Source organism: Paenibacillus sp. MY03 (genome assembly GCF_002165585.1).
Lineage (GTDB): Bacteria > Bacillota > Bacilli > Paenibacillales > Paenibacillaceae > Pristimantibacillus > Pristimantibacillus agaridevorans.
In genome coordinates this window covers 193,023-216,132 of record NZ_MXQD01000011.1, presented here as the reverse complement: position 1 = coordinate 216,132, position 23,110 = coordinate 193,023, and the positions used below count along the sequence as shown (strand labels likewise).

Sequence of the window (23,110 nt, the reverse complement as noted above, 5' to 3'; positions counted from 1 at the left end):
CAACGTTAGACTTTCCAACGCATTGGATCCCTATTCTGAAATGATTTCCGGAAATGTGGGGTCCGAATATTCCCATGCAGTCGCAAGAATATAAACAAAATCTCAACCGCATACTTATTTCTGTTTAAGGTATTGATCTTTGCTCAATGAAGGAGGAATCATCTTGCCCAATGAAAACAAAATTGATCTAGCGACCGAATATGCAAGAAAACCGGCAGAAGGCACACTTCACTCGAGCGGCAATACGCTGGAGCAGCATGCATCCAACGCGGTTTCTGAGGCGCAAACGGCTTTAAATCAGGCGATAAGCTCGATAAGTGAATCTAATGCGGCAACAAATTCACAAGCTTTGGAGACGGCCCGGCAGCAATTGACCCAAGCAGAGGAATTTTTAGATCAAGCGCAAACTTCGGCAAACGCGTTAGGTCTGCCGGACCAACAATAGAGGCAGTCCCAAGTCGTTTTTGGTTTTTTGCCCCCATTTAAATGGTCAAGGCTAACAAAAAGGAGCCTTCAATTCCACTTTAATAGTGGTTTTGAAGGCTTCTTCAATATAATTTTGCGACTGCTCGATGGTCGACTGCACTATACCCCTTCCGGCTAACGGTTCCATGTCCATGGCCATAGCTTGTACAAGGAAAGAGGCTCCTATGTATAGTGTACTTTCCTGTAAAATTATTTTATAATCCGGGCACTTGAACCACATTCAGTCATATAAATAGGTGATAGCAGTTCGAACCTGTTGAGGAGGATTTATACAAGTGATGTTACCGAGTGAAAAGTATTTCGGTAAGTTTGAGGCGGTTTTTTTATTTTACGGAGCTATGCCTACAGGTGTTACTGTTTCTGAAACGGGGCGCATTTTTATTTGCTTTCCGAAATGGGGAGACGACGTTAAATTTACGGTGGCTGAAATCGTTAGCGGCACATTGCAGCCTTATCCTAGTTTAGACGCCAATGTGGTAAGCCCAACGAATATCACAACGTCCTTCGTTAGTGTCCAAAGTGTCGTTGCGGATGGAAAGGGAACGCTTTGGGTACTGGATACGGGGGCTCCTAATTTCTCGGAACCCATCAAAGGGGGGGCGAAGTTAGTCGCTGTAGATTTAAATTCAAATACCATAAGAAGGGTATATACATTTACGGAGGATGTTGTCCTTCCAACCACTTATCTGAATGATGTCCGAGTTGACTTTCGTGTTGGTAAAGCAGGTTATGCGTATATAACGGATTCGTCTTCCCGAGGACCAGGAGCCATTATTGTCGTTGATTTAGAAACCGGTTATGCCTGGAGACGGTTAAACGGGGCAAATTCAACTTCACCCGATCGCTTTTTCTTACCGAAAGTCGAAGGTAAAATCCTGATGAATCGAAACAAAGATGGATCTGCTTCACCCTTTAGATTGGCATCCGATGGTATAGCGATTTCCCCGGATGGCAAGATGTTGTATTTTTGTCCTCTCTCCAGTCGTCATCTGTACTCGATTTCAACGGAAGCCCTAAGAGACCGAACGATACCGGATATGAATGTACAATCTCACGTGAAGTATTGGGGAGAAAAAGGTGCTTCAGATGGAATGATTACCGATGCAAAAGGAAACGTTTACGCTGGAGACTATGAAAACAATAGTATTCGAAAGATATTGCCGAATGGAATAATGGAAACCATCGCACATGATCCGAGAATTTTATGGCCGGATACTTTTTCTATTGGTCCAGATCAATACTTATATTTCATCGTGAACCAATTACATCGGCAGGCAAGATTTCATTATGGAGATGACCTGCGGCAGAAGCCTTATAGTTTACTCCGTATGAAAATAGACGAACCACCTGCTCCTACCTTTTGGTAAATATTTCGCTTTACAAAGTTGACTCTCGGCAGCCTGTTCAGCTTAACGGGAGGCGTAAGGTCAATGAATATTTAACAACTTTATTCCAAACTCGGACCTTTCTATAGGCCGGGTTTGTTTCGTTTATAACCCCATTTTAAACGACCTTGCTATCGGGCAATAACATAAGCGTAAATATGAAGTGGTGAAAAGCTAAAATCGACGATAAAATGAATCATATGAAGTAGTAGGATGGAGCGGGTGATCCTTATTTTAAAAAATACGGGCGGAACTCATTTGAATGTGAGTATAAATCGATGAACATGACCATTTTAGCAACAAAACTGTTTATCCCCGTGCCACGGACAAACGTTGTCCAAAGACCGCGCCTGATCGATCGGCTAAACGAGGGTCTGGACCGCAAGCTGACCCTCATCTCTGCCTCTGCCGGCTTTGGCAAAACTACGCTGGTCAGTGAATGGGTCGCTGGTTGCGACCGACCTGTCGCATGGTTGTCGCTGGACGAAGGGGATATCGACTCTGTGCGCTTCCTGTCTCACCTTGTCGCTGCTCTGCAGACGATTGAGGACAATATTGGAGGTGGCACGGTTACTGCACTCAAATCCCCGAATCCACTGTCAATCGAATCGATTCTAATGATCTTGTTGAATGAAATCTCAGCTCTCCCATACAAATTCGTCCTCGTCCTGGACGACTACCATGTTATTGATGCCGAATGGATCGACGGTGCTCTCAACTTCCTAATCGCGCATCTCCCTCCACAAATGCACCTTGTCATCGCCACACGCGAAAATCCGCAGCTTCCCCTGGGCCGATTACGCGCCCGGAGCCACTTGACTGAGCTGCGCGACACCGACCTGCGTTTTACTCCCGGCGAAGCGGCCGCGTTCCTCGATCAGGTCATGGGTCTGAATCTTACGGCCGACGAAATGATGGCGATAGAAACCCGTACCGAAGGCTGGATCGCGGGGCTTCAGCTGGCGGCGCTCTCGATGCAAGGGCGCGAGGATATCCCTACGTTCATTCAGGAATTTGCCGGAGACAATCGGTACATTATGGACTATTTGGTCGAAGAGGTCCTTCAGTGCCAGTCCGACCAGACCCGGAACTTTTTGCTTCAGACCTCCATTCTCGACCGGTTGCATGGACCGTTATGTGATGCCATCACCGGCCAGGTGGATGGCATAGCGCGGCTCCAATCCTTGGAGCGAGGCAACTTCTTTGTCGTTGCGCTGGATGACAGGCGCCAATGGTATCGTTATCATCACCTCTTCGCCGAGGTTCTCTCTGTCCATTTGAGGTCGGATCAGCCCGATCAGGTGGCTGCATTACATCAGCGCGCAAGCATATGGTTCGAGCGGCATGGCTTGCCGGACGATGCGATCCGACACGCGCTGGCCGGCAATGATTTCGGGCGGGCGGCAGACTTGATCGAGCTGGCGATACCAGCCTTGCGCAGGAGCAGACAAGAGGCCGTGATGTTGAAATGGCTGAAGGAGCTCCCCGACGAACTGATCCGTTGCAGACCTGTGCTCAGCGTCTGGTATGCCGGGGCGTTGCTGGCCGGAGGCAAATTAGATGCCGTTGAGGTCCGACTGCGAGACGCCGAACAATGGCTTGAGACAGTGGAAGATCAGGGTGAACGACAGCAGGGCAGCCCGGTCAAAATGGTCGTTGTGGACGAAGAGGAATTTCGCCGTCTCCCGGGTTTGATCACCGTGTACCGGGCCGGACTAGCCTTGGTTCTCGGTGATGTGCCCGCCGCCATGAACTACGCGCGGCGAACGCTCGAACTCGTGCCCGAGGATGACCATCTTCCGCGCGGAGCGGCGACTGCGCTTCTGGGACTCGCATTATGGAGGAACGGGGATCTCGAGGAGGCGCGCCGGATATTTGCCGGTGGCATAGCAAGCGTGCAGCAGGCTGGGGCTATCTCCGACGCGATCAATGGCTCCATCGCTTTGGCCGAAATACGGATCGCACAAGGCCGACTCCGCGAGGCGATGCACATCTATGAGCGGGGATTGCAGCTTGCGGCGGAACATGGCGAGCCTGCTCTGCGGGGGACGGCAGACATTTACGTAGGAATGAGCGAACTTTGCCGCGAGCATGACGATCTGGAAGCCGCCACACGGAACCTGTTAAGAAGCAAGGAGCAGGGTGAACACACTGGGTTCCCGCAATACCGGTATCGTTGGCGAGTCGCAATGGCACGAATACGGGAGGCCGAAGGGGATTTGAACGACGCGCACGATCTTCTCTGCGAGGCGGAGTCTCTGTATGTGGACGACTTCTTCCTAAATGTACGTCCTATAGCGGCGTTAAAGGCGCGGGTGCGGGTTAAGCAGGGGAGGTTAGGTGAAGCCCTCGATTGGGCACGGGAGCAAGGCCTGTCCGCCAAGGACGATCTTTGCTACCTGCGCGAATTCGAGCACATCATCCTGGCAAGGGTGATTCTGGCCCAATATAGAAGTGACCGTGCGGATCGAACCGTACTTGAGGCGATCAGTCTCCTGGAGCGTCTCCTTCAAGCAGCCGAAGAAGGAGGAAGGACGGGAAGCGCGATCGAAATCCTGGTGTTGCAGGCAATTGCTCGCCATATGCAAGGCGACATCCCTGCAGCGCTTTTGCTTCTGGAACGAGCCTTAACGCTTGCCGAGCGGGAAGACTACGTCCGAATCTTTGCAGACGAAGGCCGGCCAATGGAGGTCCTGCTGGAAGCGGCTGAGAAAGAGGGGATAGCCCCGAACTATGTCCGACGCCTCCTGACGGCATTTGGGAAAGAAGAGGGCAGAATTCTTGCCATACCGGTTATGCGCAAACCTCTGAGAGAACCGCTAAGCGAACGTGAGCGCGACGTGCTTCGACTGCTCGGAACCGACTTGAGCGGCCCGGATATGGCCCGCGAACTCAAGGTGTCCCTGAACACCTTACGGACCCATACCAAGAACATTTACGAGAAGCTTGAGGTAAATAACCGTCGGGCAGCCGTCCGCCGCGCTGAGGAACTCGATCTATTAAAGTGAGCTTGAATAGTTGAATAGTTCATCCCCCCACGCCCTGGCACAATTGCCGGGCGTTTTTCATTTTCAGCAAGTCCCTTGTTGAAAAAATCACCACGTCACTCACCACATGTGGTGATGCGGACTCACCCTATGTACGTGTATTTTTAATTATGCAAGGAACAATTCCACCTCATTGGTCTACGTGAAGAAGCAAGGAAGGCGGCGGCGGTAAAAAATGAGTGAAACACACGGTTCCACAGAGGAACATCACAACCCCGATCTGTATGAAATTCGACTCAAGGGCCACCTTGATGACCGGTGGATTTATAGGTTCGAGGGGTTAAGCCTCACCCACGAAAGCGACGGAACAACCATCCTCACTGTTCAAGTGGTCGATCAGCCCGCATTGCACGGCGTGCTCAGGAAAGTTCGCGATCTCGGCTTGCCTTTGGTCTCGGTCCTCCAGCTTGATCCCAATCAGGCGAATGGTCCGAATAGCAACGAGAACAAATATCCTAATCATTCGAAAAAAAAGGAGACAAACCTATGACAACGAATCAACCTACCGCAGTTCTAAAGGGTAGCGAGCATACGCAAACCAATCGGCGAGCCGCTATTACAGCCCCGAATCTTATCCGTTTCGCAGGTATAGCCGCTATGCTGGCAGGGATCCTGTTTATTGTCGTTCAGATGATCCATCCTGCCGATATTCTTTCGTCAGTCAACACCGGTCGATGGGCCATTGTTCACTACTTGGGCGTCTCCATGTGCTTTCTGGGCATGCTCGGCGTAACGGGGATCTACGCAAGGCAAGTGGAGAAGGCCGGTTGGCCCGGTTTGGCCGGTTATCTCCTGTTGAGCATCTTCTATGCACTCACAATGGCTTTTCAATTCATCGAAGCCTTTGTCTCGCCACCGCTCGCTGCCGAATCGCCAACCTTTGTCGAGGGCATGTTGGGAATTCCAAGCGGCAATGTCGGCGATAACAATGTCGGCTTCCTCGAAACGATCTATTCGGTAACAGGGGGCTTGTATTTGCTCGGCGGGCTGCTGTTCGGCATCGCTACGCTCCGAGCAGGCATTCTGTCGCGCTGGGCTGCCGGTCTGCTTACCGTCGGGACCCTTCTGCCCCTCCCGCTGTCTTCGCTGATCCACCACCCGTACGATCGGATACTGGCGGTGCCGGTAGGGTTGGGTCTGGCTTGGTTGGGGTACTCGGTCTGGTCCAAAAGGAAAAATGCATTACACCCGCGCGGAACTGGGACCGTAGAAATGGAGGGGTAGGGATGAAAGCAATCGTATACGAGCGGTATGGGCCACCGGATGTCTTGCAGCTGCGGGAGGTCGCCAAGCCGGTAATGCAAGACGACGAGATCCTGATTAAGGTTTATGCGGCAACAGCCGCAGCGGGGGATTGGCGATTACGTAAGGCAGATCCTTTCCTGGCACGGCTGTTCAACGGTTTATGGAGACCGAAACGAATCAAGATTCTTGGATTCGAATTAGCCGGCGTAGTCGAATCGACGGGCAGAAGCGTCACTCGATTCAAGCCAGGAGATGCCGTGTATGCCGCCTGTGGTGCCAGTTTCGGTGCGTATGCCGAATACAAATGCCTGCCGGAGACGGGAAGTGTCGCACCGATGCCGGCGAACATGACGTTCGAGGAGGCGGCCGCGGTTCCGGTCGGCGCCTGTACGGCCTTGCATTTCCTCCGGAAGGGCAACATCCGGCGCGGCAGCAGAGTGCTCGTCTATGGCGCTTCAGGCAGCGTCGGGACATATGCGGTGCAGCTGGCCAAGCATTTCGGCGCGGAAGTGACCGGAGTATGCAGCACATCGAATGTGGAGTTAGTAAGATCGCTCGGTGCCGATTGTATGATCGATTATACGAAAGAACGGCTCTCGGATGGCGGTCCGGCTTACGATATTATTTTCGATACGGTTGGGAAGAGTCCATTCAAGGTTTGCATCAAGCTTCTGACACCCGGAGGGTTCTACTTGCAAGCGGTCCAAGTAAGCCCATTGCTAATCGTTCGAGGTTTATGGATCAACTTGACGAGCGGCAAGAAGGTGATTGGCGAAACAATGAAGGAAAGCGCCGAAAACTTGATTTACTTGAAGGAACTGATCGAGGCCGGCACGTTGCGTTCGGTCGTTGACCGCCGTTATTCGCTGGAGCAAGCGGCGGAAGCTCACCGCTACGTGGAGCAGGGCCATAAAAAAGGCAACGTGGTTTTAAGCGTTCGGCAGAATAGTATAGATGATTTCTAAGCCGCCAAGCTTCCACGATATCAATAAGATCTACGAAGGGCACCCCGCTATCGGGTGCCTTATGGTGAACCACACCATAAGTGACGGCGAAAACCCTCCATAACGAACAAAAAATATATTTTACCCGGGTAATATTGAAATTTTATTTTTATCCGGGTATAATTGGTGAGACATTCATAGAGGAGGTCAGCATGATTAATGCTCTAACGCGTGTTTACTGCACGGCATTTTTGGGCGTGCGAGTCGTCGCCAGTGGTTCGTTACAGCACGTTGTTACTACAGTGAAGGATGCTTTGGATGACGGTGGCCTCACACAGCTGCTTTTATTTGACGATTCCACGGGAAAGCCAGTAGATGTTGATTTTCGCGGGAAGACAGATGATGTGCTCAAACGATTAGGAGAACAGTTTGGTGACTTACCCGGTGCGGAAATGAATGATCAGCCTGCGAGGCGGGTCGGTCGACCCAAGCTGGGGGTTGTTTCCGGTGAGGTTACGTTATTGCCACGGCATTGGGAATGGCTCAAGAGTCAACCTGGAGGGGCTTCGGTAACGTTGCGAAAACTCATTGATGAGGCTCGCCGAGCTGGAGACAAACAGAGCAATATCCGAGAGTCACAAGAAGCAACACATAACTTTATGACAGCCATGGCCGGGAACTTCCATCAATACGAAGAAGCTCTGCGGGCACTGTATGCTGGTGATTTGGATCGCTTTCACCACTTCATCGCTGACTGGGCGCCTGATATCAGAAACCATGTCAAAAGATTAGCCGCTAATGCGTTCTCTAAAGAACATTTGTGAATGAAGCGATCGAAGATTCGCGCCTTCTGCCTATGGCAGAACTTCCGACACCGAATGAATTGGAGGAAAACGAGATCATGAATATGGTGAAAGTCAACGGCGTTGATTTGGCTTATGACAGTTTCGGTAACGAAAATGACGAGGCTATCATCCTCATCGCCGGGCTTGGAACCCAGATGATTCGATGGACGGTTCCGTTTTGTGAGATATTGGCGGATCGGGGCTTTCGCGTAATCCGCTTTGACAATCGCGACGTAGGTTGCTCGACACACTTTAACCATTATAGGGCGCTGGATTTTGACGCACTGGCGACTGCGCTCATGTCAGGACAACGACCGGACATCCCTTACACTCTCGATGACATGGCAGGCGACGCTATTGGACTGCTCGACGCCCTTTCAATTGACCGGGCACATTTCGTTGGCAGGTCGATGGGCGGAATGATCGCCCAGATTGCAGCGAGTGCGTACCTTGAACGGGTTTTATCACTCACCTCCATTATGTCTAGTACCGGTAATCCCACCCTTCCGCATGCTTCCCCGGATGTCATGGCGATGATGACTAAACCGGCACCGAACCCCTTTGAGGACGAAGCAGGATTTTTGGCGCACAGCCTCTCTTTTGCCAAACGCATCGCAGGCACTGGCTATCCATTCGAAGAAGACGCGTATCGGGCACTTATTCTGGAGGAAGCCCAGCGAGCTTACGATCCAGGCAGTGTCGGACGACAAATTGCCGCGATCGCTGTTTCCGGTGACCGTCGTCCGCGGCTGGCGACCATAAAAGTACCAGCGCTTGTCATTCATGGGGTGGACGATCCCCTGTTCGTCCCGGCATGTGGCGAGGACACGGCTTCTGCAATCCCGGGCGCCGAGCTAATGTTGGTTGACGGCATGGGACACGACCTGCCGCACCAACTGTATAAAGTAATCGCCGATGGCATAGAACGAACGGCTCGTCGCCATTGACACGTTTGTTAAAGTAGCCCCATTTGAACGTATATGTGGAAACGATCGAATAAGCGCCGGTTTCATGATAACATCGTGAGCCGGTGCTTTTTTGTGGGATTTTTCCAAACAGACGATGGTCAGATTCAGAAACGAATTATTTCGAAACTATGCACCGCGTCAGCTCCTTTAATAATTTTCGCCGATAGACCCGTTACGCTGAACCTTATCATAAATAGGGCGAAATTTAATTTATTCAATGTATACATTAATTTCGTATTTTTGTAGCCCAGATCACAAAAACATGGATTATTTTATAGTAGAGTGTTACTCATAGGTAATAATCAAAGGGAAATGAAATATGATTGGAGGATGTATGTTGAATACAAGAAAGAGACGACTATTCACAAGATCAGTTTGCATAATGATGGTTATGGCCATGTTATTTTATCCGGGCTTTATGTTGTCTAGTACCCCGGTATCTGCGGCATCGACAACATCGATTATAAGCACAATCAAGAATGTAGGGACTCAAGGAATAACATCGGATTCATTAGGCAATGTTTATTACGTAAAAACATCGGAAGGGAGTAAGATATATAAACTTTCTACTGATGGAGTTGAAAGCGAATTTGCCTCTTTGGGATCGACAACTTATCAACTTGTCACAGATGCCAATGATAATATTTATGCGGCGGCTAATTCCGGATTGAAAAAAATAGATCCTCAGGGAACGATTACTTCAATCTCCGGTCCGACGAACGTGACGAGCATGGCACTTGCTATTGATAATGCCGGAAATGTCTATTATTCGGACGTTCTAACCATGCTTAAAAAGGTAGATACGAGTGGAAATGTTACGGTGCTTGCGTCCGGCTTTAATCAGAATATGGGTATGGCTGTGGATTCGAACGGCAACGTATACGTGGCCGATTATACGGCTCATGTAATCAAAAAAGTCGATACGAGCAATAACAATAATGTTACCGTTATAGCAGGCACACCTTCATCTAGCGGGTACACCGGCAACGGTGGCCAGGCTAGCGACGCCAAGTTGAAGGGTCCGCACAATATGATTATTTCTGACGGGCAATTGTATTTTGCGGAATATGACAACTATGTTGTACGCAAAATCGATCTTGCCACCGGAATCATCGATGTGGTAGCGGGAAATGGAACAAGCGGCAATACAGGGGATGGCGGAGCGGCGGATGCCGCCACATTGGGGAGAGTATTCTCCTTAAGCAAAGACGCTTTCGGCATTTTATACATAGCGGCCGAGAACGCTACAAAAATGGTATACACGCCTGGAACGCTGAGCGGCACTGTGCTGGATACAAACAACAATCCTGTCAATGGAGCCACCGTTGCCATAGCCGGGACAACATCATCAACCACAACAGACGCGTTCGGAAGTTTTACATTGAACAATGTTACGCCGGGCAGCAAAAAGCTAACGGTGACGGCTACGGGATATGGGAATGGCGAAGCGACAGCGGCGGTCCATGACGGTCAAAGCGTAAACGTTGGAAATATCGTAATTGGTGCTCAGGTCAGCGGAGTCACGTTGGATAAGCCTACGCTGTCTTTGGAGGCAGGAGGAGCGCCGGTTGCGCTTGCGGCAACGGTATCGCCCAGCAACGCCGACAACAAAAGCGTTACCTGGCATAGCAGTGATGTTAATATTGCAACGGTGGACAATAACGGGCTCGTTACGCCGGTTGCTCCGGGAACGGCGACGATTACGGTGACGACGGCGGATGGAGGCAAGACGGCTACCAGCGCAGTAACGGTGACGCCTTTTGTAGCAATGCCTGCTATTGTCTATACAGATGCAGCAGTGCAACAAATTACTTCTAATACAGCTACTGCTGGAGGAAATATAGCTTCAGACGGTGGTGCTATGGTCACGGAGCGAGGAATCGTATATTCCAAGAATGCCAATCCGACCATTGTGGATGGTAAAGCTGTAGCTGCAATCGGGGGAACAGGAGCCTTTTCAGTGAGTCTTGCCGGGCTTCAATCCGGAACCATCTATCATGCGCGTGCTTATGCAGTGAATGCAAGCGGAATAAGCTATGGACAAGAGGTTATTTTTGCAACATTAAGCTCTAGTTCTAGCTTGGATACATTACAATTAAGCGGTATTACATTAGATCAAACGGTGAGCGGAAGTGTATATAACTATACGGCGAACGTACCGAATTCCACATCTGGCTTCACAGTAACGGCGACTGTAAGTGATCCTATTTATGGTTCCGTATCAGCGAGTGTCTATAATAGTGCCAATACTCTTGTGGCTGGTCCTGTGAGCTTGGTAAGCGGGGAAACAAGTAAAGGGCTTCCCCTTGAAGCAGGCAGTAATCGAATGGAATTATTCGTCATTGCTCAGGATGGTACAAGTACCAAGTATACGGTGACGATAACGAGAGCTACACCAAACGATGGTCCTGGCGGTGGTGGACCGAGTGTCGTACTCCCGGTTGTCTCTATCAATGGGAAATTGACTCTCCCTGTAGGTCAAGCAGGCGAGGTTAGATTGGACAATGGGCTTGTTATTACCGTTCCGGCTAATGCCTCAAGCAAAGAGCTGGGATTAACAATTGAAAAAGTGTTAGATGCGAAGAACCTTCTCAGCAATAGAGAGATTCTTGCAAGCTCGATCTACGAGGTTCTGAAAAACTTCCCAGAGAACTTCAGTAAATCAGTGACTTTGACTTTTGTATTCGATCCAGCACAATTGAAGACTGGCCAAACGGCAGCGATCTTCTATTATGATGAAGTGAAGAAGGTCTGGGTAAAAGTTAATGGCAGTAAAATAAGTGGTGATCGCATTGCTGCAGATGTGGATCATTTTACGAAGTTTGCTGTACTCGCAGTTGATCGAGCGACGGGTTTGCCAGTAACGGATTCATCTACTGAACCAACTAAAGAGGCTCAATTTAGCGATATTTCCGGACATTGGGCGGAGGCCAATATTAAGCAAGCGGTGAGCGAAGGCATCGTCAAGGGTTATACCGATGGATCGTTCAAGCCGAATAGTACGGTGACACGCGCGGAATTTACTGTAATGCTGATGAATGCGTTGAAAGCGCAGGATGAAGGTGCGGAGCTGATCTTCACAGATGTAGCATCAATTGGAGTTTGGGCGAAGAAAGCAGTTGAGCAAGCCGCGAAGTCGGGCATAGTTAAAGGTTTTGATGACAATACATTCCGTCGGGATGCAAAAATTACACGCGCCGAGATGGCCGAGATGATTGCTCGTGCAATGGGCTTGTCCATCGAAGAGAATGCCGAAACGGGATTTGCAGACGATAAGGATATCCCCGCATGGGTAAAGGGCGCGGTAGCTGCCTTAAAGAAACTGAATCTAATTGAAGGCAAAGGCTCCAACCAATTCGATTCGACTGCTCCAGCAACAAGGGCGGAAGCTTTAACGATTATATTGAAGATGTTAGAACAAGGAAACAGTTAACCGTGTACTTCTGCAGTGAATGCCCTCCAATTCAGACAGATTCAAATATTTCGTATGTGATAAAACCGCGAGAGCTTAATGCTACGCGGTTTTTTTATGGTGTTTTTCTTTCATTTCCAAAAGAGATATTTAAATCATCTATGTCCGTTTTGCCGAATTGGCATAGTACTCGATGAGAAAATCGCGAAACCTGCGCGCGGCGAGGGATAGGTACCGCTTCTCATGCCATACGACTTGGAAATTACGCTGGCAAACGGGGAACTCAATATGCAGCAAGCTTAGCGTGGAGTCGGGACCGCCGCATTTTCCTACAAGTGCAACGCCAAGCCCGGTCTGGACAAGACTCGCAATGCCGGCAGGCTCGTCGACCCGGCAGACGAAGTTAGGCGATATCCCGGCTTCTTGAAAAAACAAATCGTTCATTTTCTGAAAAGGAAATTCCTCCTTGTATCCGATAAACGGATCTTCCGCCAGTTCACTTAACCGGATGCTCTTTCGTCCGGCAAAACGGTGTCTTTGGGGAACAGCCAAATAAACCTCTTCCTTCAAGACGGATACCGCGCTAATGTCGGGCCGATCGATTGGCAGCGCCGTAAGGCACAGGTCGACTCCGCCTGCCTCCACTAACTGCGTCATCTCTTCCATTGAAGCCTGTGTAATCTTAAAGTTGACTTCCGGATGAAGCGCGAGAAACTCGCCTAGCGCATCCGATAACCGGTCCAGCGTCGATGTCGCGAGGTGAATGCTCCCCTGCTCGAGTCCCGCCAGCTCGGATACTTCTTTCCTTCCTTCTTCCAGTAGGCCGAGTGCCTTCTCGACTTTGTCCAGAAACGTCTTGCCGAACGTATTCAGGCGAATTCGGCCTCCGTGCCGATCGAACAACGGAACCCCTACATCTTGCTCCAGCCTCGAAATCGTCTTGCTCAACGCAGGCTGCGCAATTAACAACTCCTGTGCCGCCTTAGTCATGTGTTCCATCCGCGCAACCGTTCGAAAATACTGCAACTGCAGCAATTCCATATGCGTCTCTCCTTTCCCATATACCCGAGTATATAACCTTTATGTTAAAAGATATATTTCTGTTTATCTATACGTAATTGTAAAATAAAACCTGCAGCGAGATCAATTACGATTTTCACTGCACGTTGATAAAATAAACACCATGTTAGATCAACTTATCGCATGGAGCGGGGCATTAAAACCGTTACGGTCATGACGCGACAAAAAGGGATAAACAGGAGGAGGATTGTACGATGAAAGCAGCAGCATTTCGTTTGGTCGGTGGACCCGAGGTTATGGAGGTCATGTCGTTTCCCGATCCGCAGGCCGGTCCAGGTCAAGTCAGGGTCCGGGTGAAAACGGCCGGGGTGCAGCATTACGATTGCGGCGTGCGGAGCGGGTGGACTCCGCAGGGCGTTGACATTCGGCTTCCGCAAATTCCGGGCAACGAGTTCGCGGGCATCGTCGATCAAGTGGGCGATGGGGTTACCGGCCTTGACATAGGCAGCGAGGTGCTCGGCTTCGGGCTATTGAATTGTTACGCCGAATACGTGGTCGTGGGCGCTGACCAAATCGTAAGCAAGCCCGGCAGTATGACCTGGGAAGAGGCAGGCGGACTGACCGGCAATGGCCAGGGTGCGTATATCGCCATGAAAGCCATCGGCGTTGGACCGGGCGATACGGTGTTGATCCATGGCGCAGCCGGATCGCTTGGAGCTTTTGCGGTACAGTTGGCGAAGGAGTGGGGGGCCACAACGATCATCGGCACAGCCAGCGAAAGCAACCACGATTATGTGCGCTCGCTCGGGGCTATCCCGATTACGTATGGGGAGGGGCTTGTCGAGCGAGTACGGGCGCTGGCGCCGAACGGCGTCGACGCCGCTTTCGATACGGCCGGGGCGGAAGCGGTGCGTGCCTCGGTTGATTTAGTGCAGGACAGAAACCGTATTTGTACGTTTGTCGCTTACGACCTTATCGAGGAGCTTGGTCTCCGTTTCATCCGCGGCGAGCGCTCCGCCGCCCGTCTGGCCGAGCTCGTCGATCTGCACAGCAAGGGCAGGCTGCGCATCCATATTCGGCAGACGTTCCCGCTTGAACAGGTCGCGGATGCACACAAACTGATCGAAACAAGGCACGGCCGCGGCAAGATTGTCCTCACTATCGGATAGGGGAAGCGGAATTATCCAATTCCCCGATTTTAGAAAATTTTTCGAATTGCTTTCGAGGGACTTTAGACTCCTCCTTTAGAATGAAGTTGTAGGCGAGAGAGGCCATACAACCTTAAAGGAGCGAACGAGAATGAAAAAGAAAAACAAATTCATCATGATAGGCGCGACATTGGGTGCCATAACACTATTTACGGCGACGGCTTTCGCGTATAGTCCGAACACGGAAGGTTATGATGCGTTTAAATCGGTGCTGAAAGCGAACCATGCGTCGGGGGCTGCCATCGAAAGCGCGACGTTCAATGGGAACTTTAGCGTTACGGTTGACGGCCAGTCGGTGCTGAAGGCGGACGGTTTGGCGAAGATGGGTGAAGCCGGCGGCGAGCACAACGTCAGCGGCGACTTCGACTTCACGCTCATGGGTGTCGAACGAAACGCCAGCTTGTACAACAGTGGCGACGACAAGGTCTTTCTCGTAGACCGGACGCATGATTTGCATTATCAGGTGATCAACATGAACGATGAACACGCCGGCGATTATCGCGAATGGTCGGATGAGGAGTTCCAGGATCGCCCGATGAACAAAGCGGAAGAAGCGCTCCTCGATTTCATGGTCGGCGATCTGAAGGACAACTTCAGCGTGGCTAACCTGGCAGACGGCTCAAAGACGATTACGGTCGACATCAGCAAGGAGGACATTCCGCTCCCGATACGTTTACTAATGGACGCGGCATCGGCTGAGGAACGGGTCGGGCGCGCGCATGCGCCGGAAGCGCATGCGGGGTGGGAGCAGCTCAGACAGCTTCCCTTCTTCCAAGGACTTGAGGGAATCGACCTGGAAGCGCAATTGCCGGAGTTGACGAAAGACGTTGCCATTGAACATGTGCGGCTGCAAATGACGGTCGATGCGAATAACGAGGTGCAAAGCGTGCAAGGCGAGCTTGAAGTGAGCGGCAAAGATAAGGCGGGCGTCACCCACCGCGTGGAGATGGAAGGCGCAGGTGACGTTAGCGGCATCAATGCCACGACGCCGGATGCGTATGACCCTGCCGGCAAGCCCGTGGAAATGATCGACGCGGCAACTTTCGACGATCGCAGCTAACACAATTGACCTCGGGAGGACCATGCGAATATGTTCAAAGTGAACGATCTGACGAAGGTCTACCCCGGCGGTCGCGGGATCCAAGGGCTGAACCTCACCGTGCATGCCGGTGAGGTTGTCGCCTTATTGGGACCCAATGGCGCCGGGAAGACGACGGCGATGCAGGCGATGGCCGGCTGGCTCGGAACAGACCGCGGGGAAGCGTGCTGGAACGGCGCCTCGGTCGCCGACCGGCCCGAGCTGACGAGACCGTACATGGGCCTGATGATCGGAGAGCCGTCTCCGTACCTCTATCTGACGGGATATGACTATCTGAAATGCTACCATAAGCTATACCCGGGTGTCGACGAAGCCCGCATCCGGCAGACGCTGGAGCTCGTGGACATGACGAAGCACCGGGACCTTAAGATCAAGAAGTATTCCACCGGCATGAAGCAGCGGCTCGAGCTGGCCAGCGTGCTGCTTCATCGGCCCAAGCTGCTGCTGCTCGATGAGCCGTTCTCGGGCATGGACATCGAGGGTAGGCGAGAGATTGCGTTGATGCTGCGCGGCCTCGTGGCTGACACGGGGATGAGCGTCATTGTGTCGTCGCATCAGGTGCACGACATCGAGGACTGGATGACTCATGCTTGCATTGTTTACGAAGGGCGGCATATCCATACGGCGGGTATCGTGCAGGTTCGGGAGTCGTTTGCGGGCGTGGAGGACTATTATTTGGATCATCTCGCACAGGAAAGGAGCGGGGCCGTATGATCGCGCAGATGAATTACCTTGCCGCAGAGGAGCTGCGCAAGCTGTTCCGCGGGGGCAAGCTGAAGGTTCTGCTGCTTCTCTCCTTCATCATTGGCGTTCTCTTCGTCTTTATCGGTGACCGCCTTGGACTGGGGGATAACCTCCCGCTGACGGCTATCGAGCTGCTGCTTGCGGTCGTACTCCCTTTTCTTATGGTGGCGCTGGGCAGCGACCTAATGGTCGGCGAATGCAAAGGAACGATCAAGCATGCGCTGAAGCTGCCGATCAGCCGGGAGTTTCTCTTCCTGGGGAAATTGTTCGCGGGATGGGCGGCCGCTGCTTTCATCGTATTGTGTATGTTCGTGCCGACATTCGTTGGAGGCTTCATTCTTCACGGCGTACCTGCGGCTTCCTCGCTTGGGGCGGGTTTAGCGGAGCTTGGCGGCGCGATCCTGTTCAGCGGCTTGTTGCTCGTATTGGCGAATAGCGTGTCTCTATGGGTGGGAAGCAGCGGTGTTGGGCTGGCGGTAAGCGTCGTGCTGTGGATGGCAATGAGCGTCGTCGGATTTCTCGAGCCGCAGCTGAATCGGTTTTTCGTCACGGACTATGCCGATTGGCTGCAGCCGCTCCTGTATGGGGGGAATGCCGGCATGACCATTTCAACGTTGCTATTTATGACTGCCTACTATATTATTGGCACTATATTAGGCTTGCTGGCCTTCCAGAGAAAAGGATTCTGACGTATGTCCATTCGATTGAAACTCATTTTAACGTATTTATTTGGCACGATACTGACGGCGATTATCATTGCGATGACCGGAGTCGGACTCGTCACGGCGATCCTCTCGTATCTCGCGAGCGGTATCGTGAAGGATCAATCCCCGCATGAAGCGTTCTCTCGCGGCATCGATCTGTTCGTGGACCTGCGCTATGCGGAGCGGTATACGCCGGAGGAACTGACGTCCCCCGCGTTCGCAGCCTCCATTGGCGATCGGCTGCAGCCCTTCGGAGGGTTCCTTGTCGTCCGGCAAGGGGAGCGCTGGGAAAGCTACGGCGCGCTCAGCGAAGGAGAGGCATTTCTTGGGCAGCTGCGGCAGGATGTGTCCACGGCTGGGTCGGACAAAGATGGCTTGTTCGTCGCGAGCGAGTGGGAGGAACGCGACTTGCTTTCGATTGCCTATGATTTCCCTGAAATCGACGATCCTTTAACGTATTACCTGGTGGCCGACATGACGATTGCAGAGTCCAATACGAGCCGATTCGAGCAATTCGTCCTGCTCGGCATCGCGATTCTAGTCGGTATTATTCTGGTCCCGCTGCTCTGGATCACTACGAAGGATATCGTAAGGCCGCTGCGACAGCTCGAACAAGGATCCCGACGAATTGCCGAAGGGGACTTGAACTTCCATCTGGAATCCAAGGCGCGCAACGAAGTGGGAAGCGTCATCCGCTCGTATGAAAAGATGCGCAGCGAGCTGCAGCGGTCGATCGACGTTCAGCTGGCGCTAGAGGAGAATCGCAAGGAGCTGATCTCGAATATTTCGCATGATCTGAAGACGCCGCTGACCTCGATCAAGGGCTATGTAGAGGGGATTCGGGTAGGTGTTGCGAACGATCCGGAGAAGCTGAAGAAGTATATCGACGTGATTTATGCCAAGACGCTCGATATGGACCGGATGATCGACGATCTGTTCCTATTGTCGAAGCTGGATCTCGAGCAAGAGCGTTTCCACCTGGAGACGGTGCCGCTGGAGCCGTTCTATCGGCAGACGATGAGCGAGCTTCAAATGGAATGCGAAAGCGCGGGCGTGCGGCTGACGGGCGAATACGAGGCGGGGCAAGATGATGTTGTGACGATGGATGTCCAGAAGATGAGGCGCGTCATGCAGAACATCGTCGGCAATTCGGTGAAATTCATGGACAAGAAAGAGCCCCATATTCACGTTTATTTCGGGCGGCAGTCGGACGATTGGGTATTCGCGGTTACGGATAACGGACCCGGGATGGGCCCGAACGAGCTGGAGCGGATCTTTGATCGTTCCTATCGCGCGGATACGTACCGGAATCAGAACGTGGCCGGCTCCGGATTAGGCCTTGCCATCGTGAAGCAGATTATTGTTAATCATGGCGGAACGATCCATGCGAAAAGCGAACCGGGACAGTCCATGACGGTGATGATCAGCATTCCGATGAAACGGGATAGCAACGAAGCGGGGAGAGCGTGAGATGTCGAAGCGGAAAGTGTTAATTGTTGAGGACGATCAAGCGATTGCCGAGCTGGAGCGGGATTTTCTCGAGGTAAATGGCTACGAGGTTACGCTTCGGGCAGACGGCCGGCAAGCGCTTGAAGAAGCGCTGGAACGAGAATACGATCTAATTATTCTGGATGTCATGCTGCCGGGCATGGACGGCTTTGATCTCTTGCGACGGATCCGGGAGACCAAGTTTATTCCGGTCCTCATGGTTTCAGCCCGCAAGGAGGATATCGACAAGATCCGGGGCCTCGGCTTGGGGGCTGACGATTATGTGACAAAACCGTTCAGCCCGACGGAGCTCGTGGCGCGGGTAAAGGCTCATCTCGAACGATATGACCGATTGACCGGCGTCGCGGCAGGCACCGGCCATTCGCATGCCCGGAAGTCGCGCGAGCTTAACATTCGCGAACTCGCGATCCAGGTCGATGCAAGACGGGTAACGTTGCGCGGGGCGGAGGTTACGATGACGGCAAAAGAATTCGACCTGCTGCTGTTCCTCGCGGAAAACCCGGATCGGGTCTATTCCAAGGAGGCGCTGCTGGACAGGGTCTGGGGGATCGAGAATTATGGCGATACCGCCACGGTCACGGTTCATGTAGGGAAGATCCGGGACAAGATCCAGAAGGACCCGGCGCAGCACCAGTTTATCGAGACCGTATGGGGCGCTGGATATCGCTTCAAGGTTTAAATTTACGCATGAACGGGGATTCGTAATATGCCTATGGAAAATCACATGAATATTTTAGTTGAGAGGACAGACAGTCTTCTTTATTATGCAGAATCAAGCCTTTCGAACGAACAGGGTAAAGGCTGGATCGGCGGGAATGCACCTGACTTCTTTGATGATCGAGATGACCTCATCCACGAAGGTAACCTAAAATATTACTTTTATTTGAGCCTCGTCCATCCCTTTAAACCTGAGAGCATGATTTCGCTCTTCATTCCTGAGGACTATGAGGAATATTTGGAAAACAATATGTATCCTAATTGCTCGATAAAGGTGATTGAGCATCCAATGTCAACTGAAAGCGTCAAGGATATGTTCACTAACCCAGGTCTTATAAAACATGCAATTTCGGACGGGGCACTAAGCAATGACGAGAAGGCAATGGATCAGTCTTTCTTGATCAAACTAGGCGGAAACCCGAGACTTATTCAAAATGAAGATTATTATTATACCAAGCTGAAGGATGAATCCTTTTCTTTTTTATTTCAGGTAGATGAAGATGGTTACCCCGAAACTTTGCTTCAAGATGATTACAGTTATCCTTTTGGTTTTGGCTCTCTCTATATTTTCGCCAAGATCGGGACGGATGAGATACAAAATCCAGTAGCAGGTTTTTGGCAATTTTCTTGAATTTCTTCTTGAATTAATCACATTCTTTGATTTTGACATTGTCCAGTATCGTATTTCCCCAAACAGGGAGCAAGCCAGTCTCTCCCGTAAAGCGGCTTCCGGCTAACGAACCGTTATGAAAAAAAGCTCCATCAAAACTACATTCCTCAAACCGGCAATACAACAATAATGCCCCGCGAAAATTGGCGTCGGAAAAACGGCAGCGTATGAACGATACATCGTTCGCTATCGCTTTACTTAAATTGCAGCCTGTAAAATCGCAATCGTTAAATTGTTTGCCGATCCTTGCATGATTTAGCTTTGCTCCTCGGAAAGAACAGTGGCTGAATGTATGATTTACATATCTGCTATCCAGCTTGACCCCGTCAAAGCAACAATTTGTAAATGTTGAGGTGTTCAAGCTTGCAGAATAATCGAAACGCGCATAAGACAGATCGGCGCCCTGTACCGTCAGGTATTGTATGGTCTCGGTCAGGGCAACTCCCCGATAATCCTCTAGTCCAGCATCCGTTTTTCCATAGGGGGACGATGGAAAAGAGCGGTCTTTTTTATGTAGGTTATGTTTGCCTGTAACAGCGGCAAGCAATCTATTCACTTCGGCGAGCTGGTCGTCGTCCCATCTTGCAATGAGCGATTTCTTGTTCAACATAAACCCTCCTTATATGTTACTGACATACCGTATGAAAGATGCGTTAATGGAGAGATTAGAGATTTTCCTTCATCGGAAAGATAATAGCACAGTAGTAGGCATTCCGGCGAGCCAAGAGGAAATTGCTGAGGCACAACAGCGGCTGTTAGCTCATATTCTGTTGTGCAGATTATCCTGCATCATCGCTTTCCAACAAGGAATAAAAATTATCGCGGTCTTCATCATCGAATTTGCCAATTGTCCGTACCCTGACAATTTCATGTCCGCCATTCATGTCTATTTCCTCGCCATACCTATCGTAGAGCGCAATCATATTGCCATCCCGATTCAATTCCATGTACCCGTAGCATTCTGCTTCGGGCGCTTTACCGTAAAGGAGCTTAAATCTGATTTTGTCCACTCTGTTCATGCAGACCCTCCTTTCCTGTCGATCCAATCCCCATCGACCTGATGAAAATTTTACGTGAAACCGGATGAATTGGAAAAAGCGAAATCGCTCTTCATTCTCGGAAATTCATTCACATTTCGAAACCATTAGGGGGAATCCCCCGCTATGTCGCTCATTCGCACATTATCTCTTGACAGGATGAGGTTTGGGGATTATGATATCGTGCCGGTTAACGAAAAAGATGACAAAGCCGTATAAGCTTGTTATAAATAACAAGTAGATGTTGCAATGCGGAATACGAGAGTGGGAGGAGAAGCCGTTGAATTACGCTGTAGAAGCTTTTCTGAATGAGGTATGGCAAGAAGTCACTACGATTTACGCAAAAGAAAGCAAGAGGATTAATGAACTTAAAAATAGAAGCAGGCTGCAAGCCGGAATCAATGATTATCTTCGAGTAGCATGGAGAAAAGGTAAGTTTACATGGGCAAATGGACGCATACATATCGATGTGCACGAGCCATTCTCTTGGTCTGACAGCTCCTACGAAGTCGAAGCGGGTTCCTATATAACAGAGTTGACCGATGAACTTTTAACTGAGGAATTCTTTCCTGCCTTGTGCGAACGTGTAGATCGACTGTTTCGCTCCGAGGAGCTGGGAACGAGTTTCTTTGATTACAAGTTTGAAGTTGTATTTGAGTTTGAATGGGAACAGTCGAAATTATCATTTAACCATCAGCTCATCAATGAGCCAAAGTTGAGTCAATTGAAACAGACACTGGAGCAATTTGTTCACTCAAAGGTTTTATCTGATCCGCCAGTGCTACCGGGAGAAAAAGAATTTTTCTTTTTTGCCAACCATTTGGTCAATCCTGATCTGATGAAGCAGGAAGTAAAAGAGGTTGAACCGTTGATCCAACGACTCTCCGATAAGCTGAAGACGAACCAAGAGCGCAAAAACGCTTGGATCAGCCAATATACTTCGGCCTTCAAACATTGGGCGGAGGATCGCTTTTTACCGCGGCATTTTAACCAAACCGGTTTTTATGGAAACGAATGGGTGTTGAAGGAGGATGCCATTCATTCTTCCGTAGATGCAGGAGAAATGGATTTCTTCCTTTATACTGCTGTACAGATTGGCTTTACCGAGCCGAACACTCGGCTGAAGTACCTGGAACTTGCGGTGCAAATGGGTTCTAAGCGGGCAGCAGATTATTTGAAAATAGGCAGCGGAAAATTTGCGAATACCTATCGGGGAGAGAGAGTAGAGGCCCGCAACAATGACGTATTGCAGATGATCGACATCCGGATTCTCTCTGAAGAGGAGCCTGCCTACGGAGAAGCGATCGATTATATCATCGATCTGTTGCGCCAGGGCTTCCCCAAAGGCTACAATCTAAAGCTGAAAAGCAGCCAAAAGCATGTGCTTCCGTTTAAAATGCTGGCAAAGTCCAAGCTGCATCAGTTTTTTGCCAATGCACTCAACTACCGGGCGTTGTTCCCTAAAATTGCAGAATATGCGGATACGGTGATGGAGGAATTCGCGTGGTACAGCGATGTGGAGCCGAGCGAGAAATCGGTTATGCCGGGCACTTATGCCGTATTGGGCCTTGGCTTGTACAGCGAGGATTATTTCCCATTGGTATGCCGCTATATGGACCTGGTGGATACGGAGCACCAAATGGTACAGGATGGGTATGCGCAGGCATTTATCGAGGCGCATGGCGTAAAGGCAGAGCATATGCCGGTGATCGTATCCATTTTGCTGGCAGGTAATGACGAGGGAAGACAGGTCAAAAATCTAACTATCGACCGTCCTGAGCTTGCCGTGGCACTAATCGAGACGTTGAAAGGCAAAGAGGTTCATGAACATGAAATGGTACTGTGCCGAGTCTTTGGAAGCGTGAAGAAGCTAGAAGGAGCTGCACGAAAAGCAGAGTCGCCGCTAAAAGAAGGATTGGAGCAGCTGTTGGCGATGAATGAAGGATGAACCGGAGAACAGTTGCCCCATACAGCCTCAACACTGGGGAGCCAAGGAATATCTGGTCTCTATTAATTTAAAAAGAAGAAGAGCCTGCGTCGAACGTGGGCTCTGACTATTTTACACTTCCC

General features: G+C 50.7%; 20 protein-coding genes. 17 read left to right on the top strand and 3 right to left on the bottom strand.

What is annotated here, in order from left to right:
• The first annotated feature begins 163 nt into the window (after positions 1-163).
• The 9 genes from B1748_RS13525 to B1748_RS13480 all read left to right on the top strand — a co-directional run bounded on the left by B1748_RS13525 (position 164) and on the right by B1748_RS13480 (position 12,353).
• Positions 164-445, top strand: coding sequence for a hypothetical protein (locus tag B1748_RS13525; protein ID WP_087568446.1), 282 nt, complete (start codon positions 164-166; stop codon positions 443-445).
• 310 nt (positions 446-755) lie between these two features.
• A complete protein-coding gene (locus tag B1748_RS13515; RefSeq protein ID WP_373271275.1) occupies positions 756-1,853 on the top strand; it encodes an L-dopachrome tautomerase-related protein in 1,098 nt (365 codons plus the stop codon).
• Between the two features lie 302 nt (positions 1,854-2,155).
• Positions 2,156-4,879: a winged helix-turn-helix domain-containing protein gene (locus B1748_RS13510; protein ID WP_218781629.1), complete on the top strand. Its 2,724-nt coding sequence runs from the start codon at positions 2,156-2,158 to the stop codon at positions 4,877-4,879.
• 214 nt (positions 4,880-5,093) lie between these two features.
• Complete coding sequence (locus tag B1748_RS13505) at positions 5,094-5,408, top strand: hypothetical protein (protein ID WP_087568442.1); 315 nt, start codon at positions 5,094-5,096, stop codon at positions 5,406-5,408.
• On the top strand, positions 5,405-6,142 hold the full coding sequence (locus tag B1748_RS13500) for a hypothetical protein (protein ID WP_256975652.1): 738 nt from the start codon (positions 5,405-5,407) through the stop codon (positions 6,140-6,142). The genes B1748_RS13505 and B1748_RS13500 overlap by 4 nt, the downstream gene beginning before the upstream one ends.
• Positions 6,143-6,144: 2 nt before the next feature.
• Positions 6,145-7,128 (top strand): NAD(P)-dependent alcohol dehydrogenase, encoded by a 984-nt coding sequence (locus tag B1748_RS13495; RefSeq protein WP_087568441.1) that lies wholly within the window; start codon positions 6,145-6,147, stop codon positions 7,126-7,128.
• Between the two features lie 191 nt (positions 7,129-7,319).
• Positions 7,320-7,931 (top strand): DUF2239 family protein, encoded by a 612-nt coding sequence (locus B1748_RS13490; RefSeq protein WP_087568440.1) that lies wholly within the window; start codon positions 7,320-7,322, stop codon positions 7,929-7,931.
• 77 nt (positions 7,932-8,008) lie between these two features.
• Positions 8,009-8,899 carry an alpha/beta fold hydrolase gene (locus B1748_RS13485; RefSeq protein ID WP_087568439.1) on the top strand — a complete coding sequence of 297 codons (891 nt, stop codon included), beginning with the start codon at positions 8,009-8,011 and terminating at the stop codon, positions 8,897-8,899.
• A 403-nt stretch (positions 8,900-9,302) separates the two neighbouring features.
• A complete protein-coding gene (locus B1748_RS13480) occupies positions 9,303-12,353 on the top strand; it encodes an S-layer homology domain-containing protein (RefSeq protein ID WP_179215573.1) in 3,051 nt (1,016 codons plus the stop codon).
• Between the two features lie 138 nt (positions 12,354-12,491).
• Here the strand turns inward: B1748_RS13480 and B1748_RS13475 are convergent, their stop codons facing one another.
• Positions 12,492-13,373: a LysR family transcriptional regulator gene (locus B1748_RS13475; protein ID WP_087568437.1), complete on the bottom strand. Its 882-nt coding sequence runs from the start codon at positions 13,371-13,373 to the stop codon at positions 12,492-12,494.
• 233 nt (positions 13,374-13,606) lie between these two features.
• Between B1748_RS13475 and B1748_RS13470 the strand changes: the two genes are divergently transcribed.
• The 7 genes from B1748_RS13470 (at position 13,607) to B1748_RS13440 (ending at position 19,964) form a co-directional block, all read left to right on the top strand.
• Entirely contained in the window at positions 13,607-14,521 is a 915-nt protein-coding gene (locus tag B1748_RS13470; protein WP_087568436.1) for an NADP-dependent oxidoreductase, read from the top strand.
• Positions 14,522-14,651: 130 nt separating this feature from the next.
• Positions 14,652-15,620: a hypothetical protein gene (locus tag B1748_RS13465; RefSeq protein WP_087568435.1), complete on the top strand. Its 969-nt coding sequence runs from the start codon at positions 14,652-14,654 to the stop codon at positions 15,618-15,620.
• Positions 15,621-15,650: 30 nt separating this feature from the next.
• The gene (locus B1748_RS13460; protein WP_087568434.1) at positions 15,651-16,373 is read left to right on the top strand and encodes an ABC transporter ATP-binding protein; all 723 of its coding nucleotides are present in this window, start codon (positions 15,651-15,653) and stop codon (positions 16,371-16,373) included.
• The gene (locus B1748_RS13455; RefSeq protein ID WP_087568433.1) at positions 16,370-17,092 is read left to right on the top strand and encodes an ABC transporter permease; all 723 of its coding nucleotides are present in this window, start codon (positions 16,370-16,372) and stop codon (positions 17,090-17,092) included. The genes B1748_RS13460 and B1748_RS13455 overlap by 4 nt, the downstream gene beginning before the upstream one ends.
• A gap of 3 nt (positions 17,093-17,095) precedes the next feature.
• Positions 17,096-18,577, top strand: coding sequence for a sensor histidine kinase (locus B1748_RS13450; RefSeq protein ID WP_087568432.1), 1,482 nt, complete (start codon positions 17,096-17,098; stop codon positions 18,575-18,577).
• A 1-nt stretch (position 18,578) separates the two neighbouring features.
• Positions 18,579-19,295, top strand: coding sequence for a response regulator transcription factor (locus B1748_RS13445; RefSeq protein ID WP_087568431.1), 717 nt, complete (start codon positions 18,579-18,581; stop codon positions 19,293-19,295).
• Positions 19,296-19,322: 27 nt separating this feature from the next.
• Positions 19,323-19,964 carry a hypothetical protein gene (locus B1748_RS13440; protein ID WP_087568430.1) on the top strand — a complete coding sequence of 214 codons (642 nt, stop codon included), beginning with the start codon at positions 19,323-19,325 and terminating at the stop codon, positions 19,962-19,964.
• Positions 19,965-19,977: 13 nt separating this feature from the next.
• Here B1748_RS13440 and B1748_RS13435 read toward each other — a convergent pair whose 3' ends face one another.
• Positions 19,978-20,610, bottom strand: a complete 633-nt coding sequence (locus B1748_RS13435; protein WP_087568509.1) for a pentapeptide repeat-containing protein — start codon at positions 20,608-20,610, stop codon at positions 19,978-19,980.
• Positions 20,611-20,782: 172 nt separating this feature from the next.
• Positions 20,783-21,022: a hypothetical protein gene (locus B1748_RS13430; RefSeq protein ID WP_087568429.1), complete on the bottom strand. Its 240-nt coding sequence runs from the start codon at positions 21,020-21,022 to the stop codon at positions 20,783-20,785.
• 298 nt (positions 21,023-21,320) lie between these two features.
• Here B1748_RS13430 and B1748_RS13425 point away from each other — a divergent pair, with 298 nt between their 5' ends.
• Entirely contained in the window at positions 21,321-22,988 is a 1,668-nt protein-coding gene (locus tag B1748_RS13425; protein ID WP_087568428.1) for a DUF6138 family protein, read from the top strand.
• Positions 22,989-23,110: the final 122 nt, after the last annotated feature.

What these genes read in the sequence shown, in the direction of transcription:
- B1748_RS13505 (WP_087568442.1), top strand. Translation starts at nt 5,094, where the DNA reads ATGAGTGAAACACACGGTTCCACAGAGGAACATCACAACCCCGATCTG.
- B1748_RS13430 (WP_087568429.1), bottom strand. Translation starts at nt 21,022, where the DNA reads ATGAACAGAGTGGACAAAATCAGATTTAAGCTCCTTTACGGTAAAGCG.
- B1748_RS13445 (WP_087568431.1), top strand. Translation starts at nt 18,579, where the DNA reads ATGTCGAAGCGGAAAGTGTTAATTGTTGAGGACGATCAAGCGATTGCC.
- B1748_RS13470 (WP_087568436.1), top strand. Translation starts at nt 13,607, where the DNA reads ATGAAAGCAGCAGCATTTCGTTTGGTCGGTGGACCCGAGGTTATGGAG.
- B1748_RS13440 (WP_087568430.1), top strand. Translation starts at nt 19,323, where the DNA reads ATGCCTATGGAAAATCACATGAATATTTTAGTTGAGAGGACAGACAGT.
- B1748_RS13510 (WP_218781629.1), top strand. Translation starts at nt 2,156, where the DNA reads ATGACCATTTTAGCAACAAAACTGTTTATCCCCGTGCCACGGACAAAC.
- B1748_RS13450 (WP_087568432.1), top strand. Translation starts at nt 17,096, where the DNA reads ATGTCCATTCGATTGAAACTCATTTTAACGTATTTATTTGGCACGATA.
- B1748_RS13480 (WP_179215573.1), top strand. Translation starts at nt 9,303, where the DNA reads ATGATGGTTATGGCCATGTTATTTTATCCGGGCTTTATGTTGTCTAGT.
- B1748_RS13500 (WP_256975652.1), top strand. Translation starts at nt 5,405, where the DNA reads ATGACAACGAATCAACCTACCGCAGTTCTAAAGGGTAGCGAGCATACG.
- B1748_RS13465 (WP_087568435.1), top strand. Translation starts at nt 14,652, where the DNA reads ATGAAAAAGAAAAACAAATTCATCATGATAGGCGCGACATTGGGTGCC.
- B1748_RS13485 (WP_087568439.1), top strand. Translation starts at nt 8,009, where the DNA reads ATGAATATGGTGAAAGTCAACGGCGTTGATTTGGCTTATGACAGTTTC.
- B1748_RS13495 (WP_087568441.1), top strand. Translation starts at nt 6,145, where the DNA reads ATGAAAGCAATCGTATACGAGCGGTATGGGCCACCGGATGTCTTGCAG.
- B1748_RS13455 (WP_087568433.1), top strand. Translation starts at nt 16,370, where the DNA reads ATGATCGCGCAGATGAATTACCTTGCCGCAGAGGAGCTGCGCAAGCTG.
- B1748_RS13460 (WP_087568434.1), top strand. Translation starts at nt 15,651, where the DNA reads ATGTTCAAAGTGAACGATCTGACGAAGGTCTACCCCGGCGGTCGCGGG.
- B1748_RS13475 (WP_087568437.1), bottom strand. Translation starts at nt 13,373, where the DNA reads ATGGAATTGCTGCAGTTGCAGTATTTTCGAACGGTTGCGCGGATGGAA.
- B1748_RS13490 (WP_087568440.1), top strand. Translation starts at nt 7,320, where the DNA reads ATGATTAATGCTCTAACGCGTGTTTACTGCACGGCATTTTTGGGCGTG.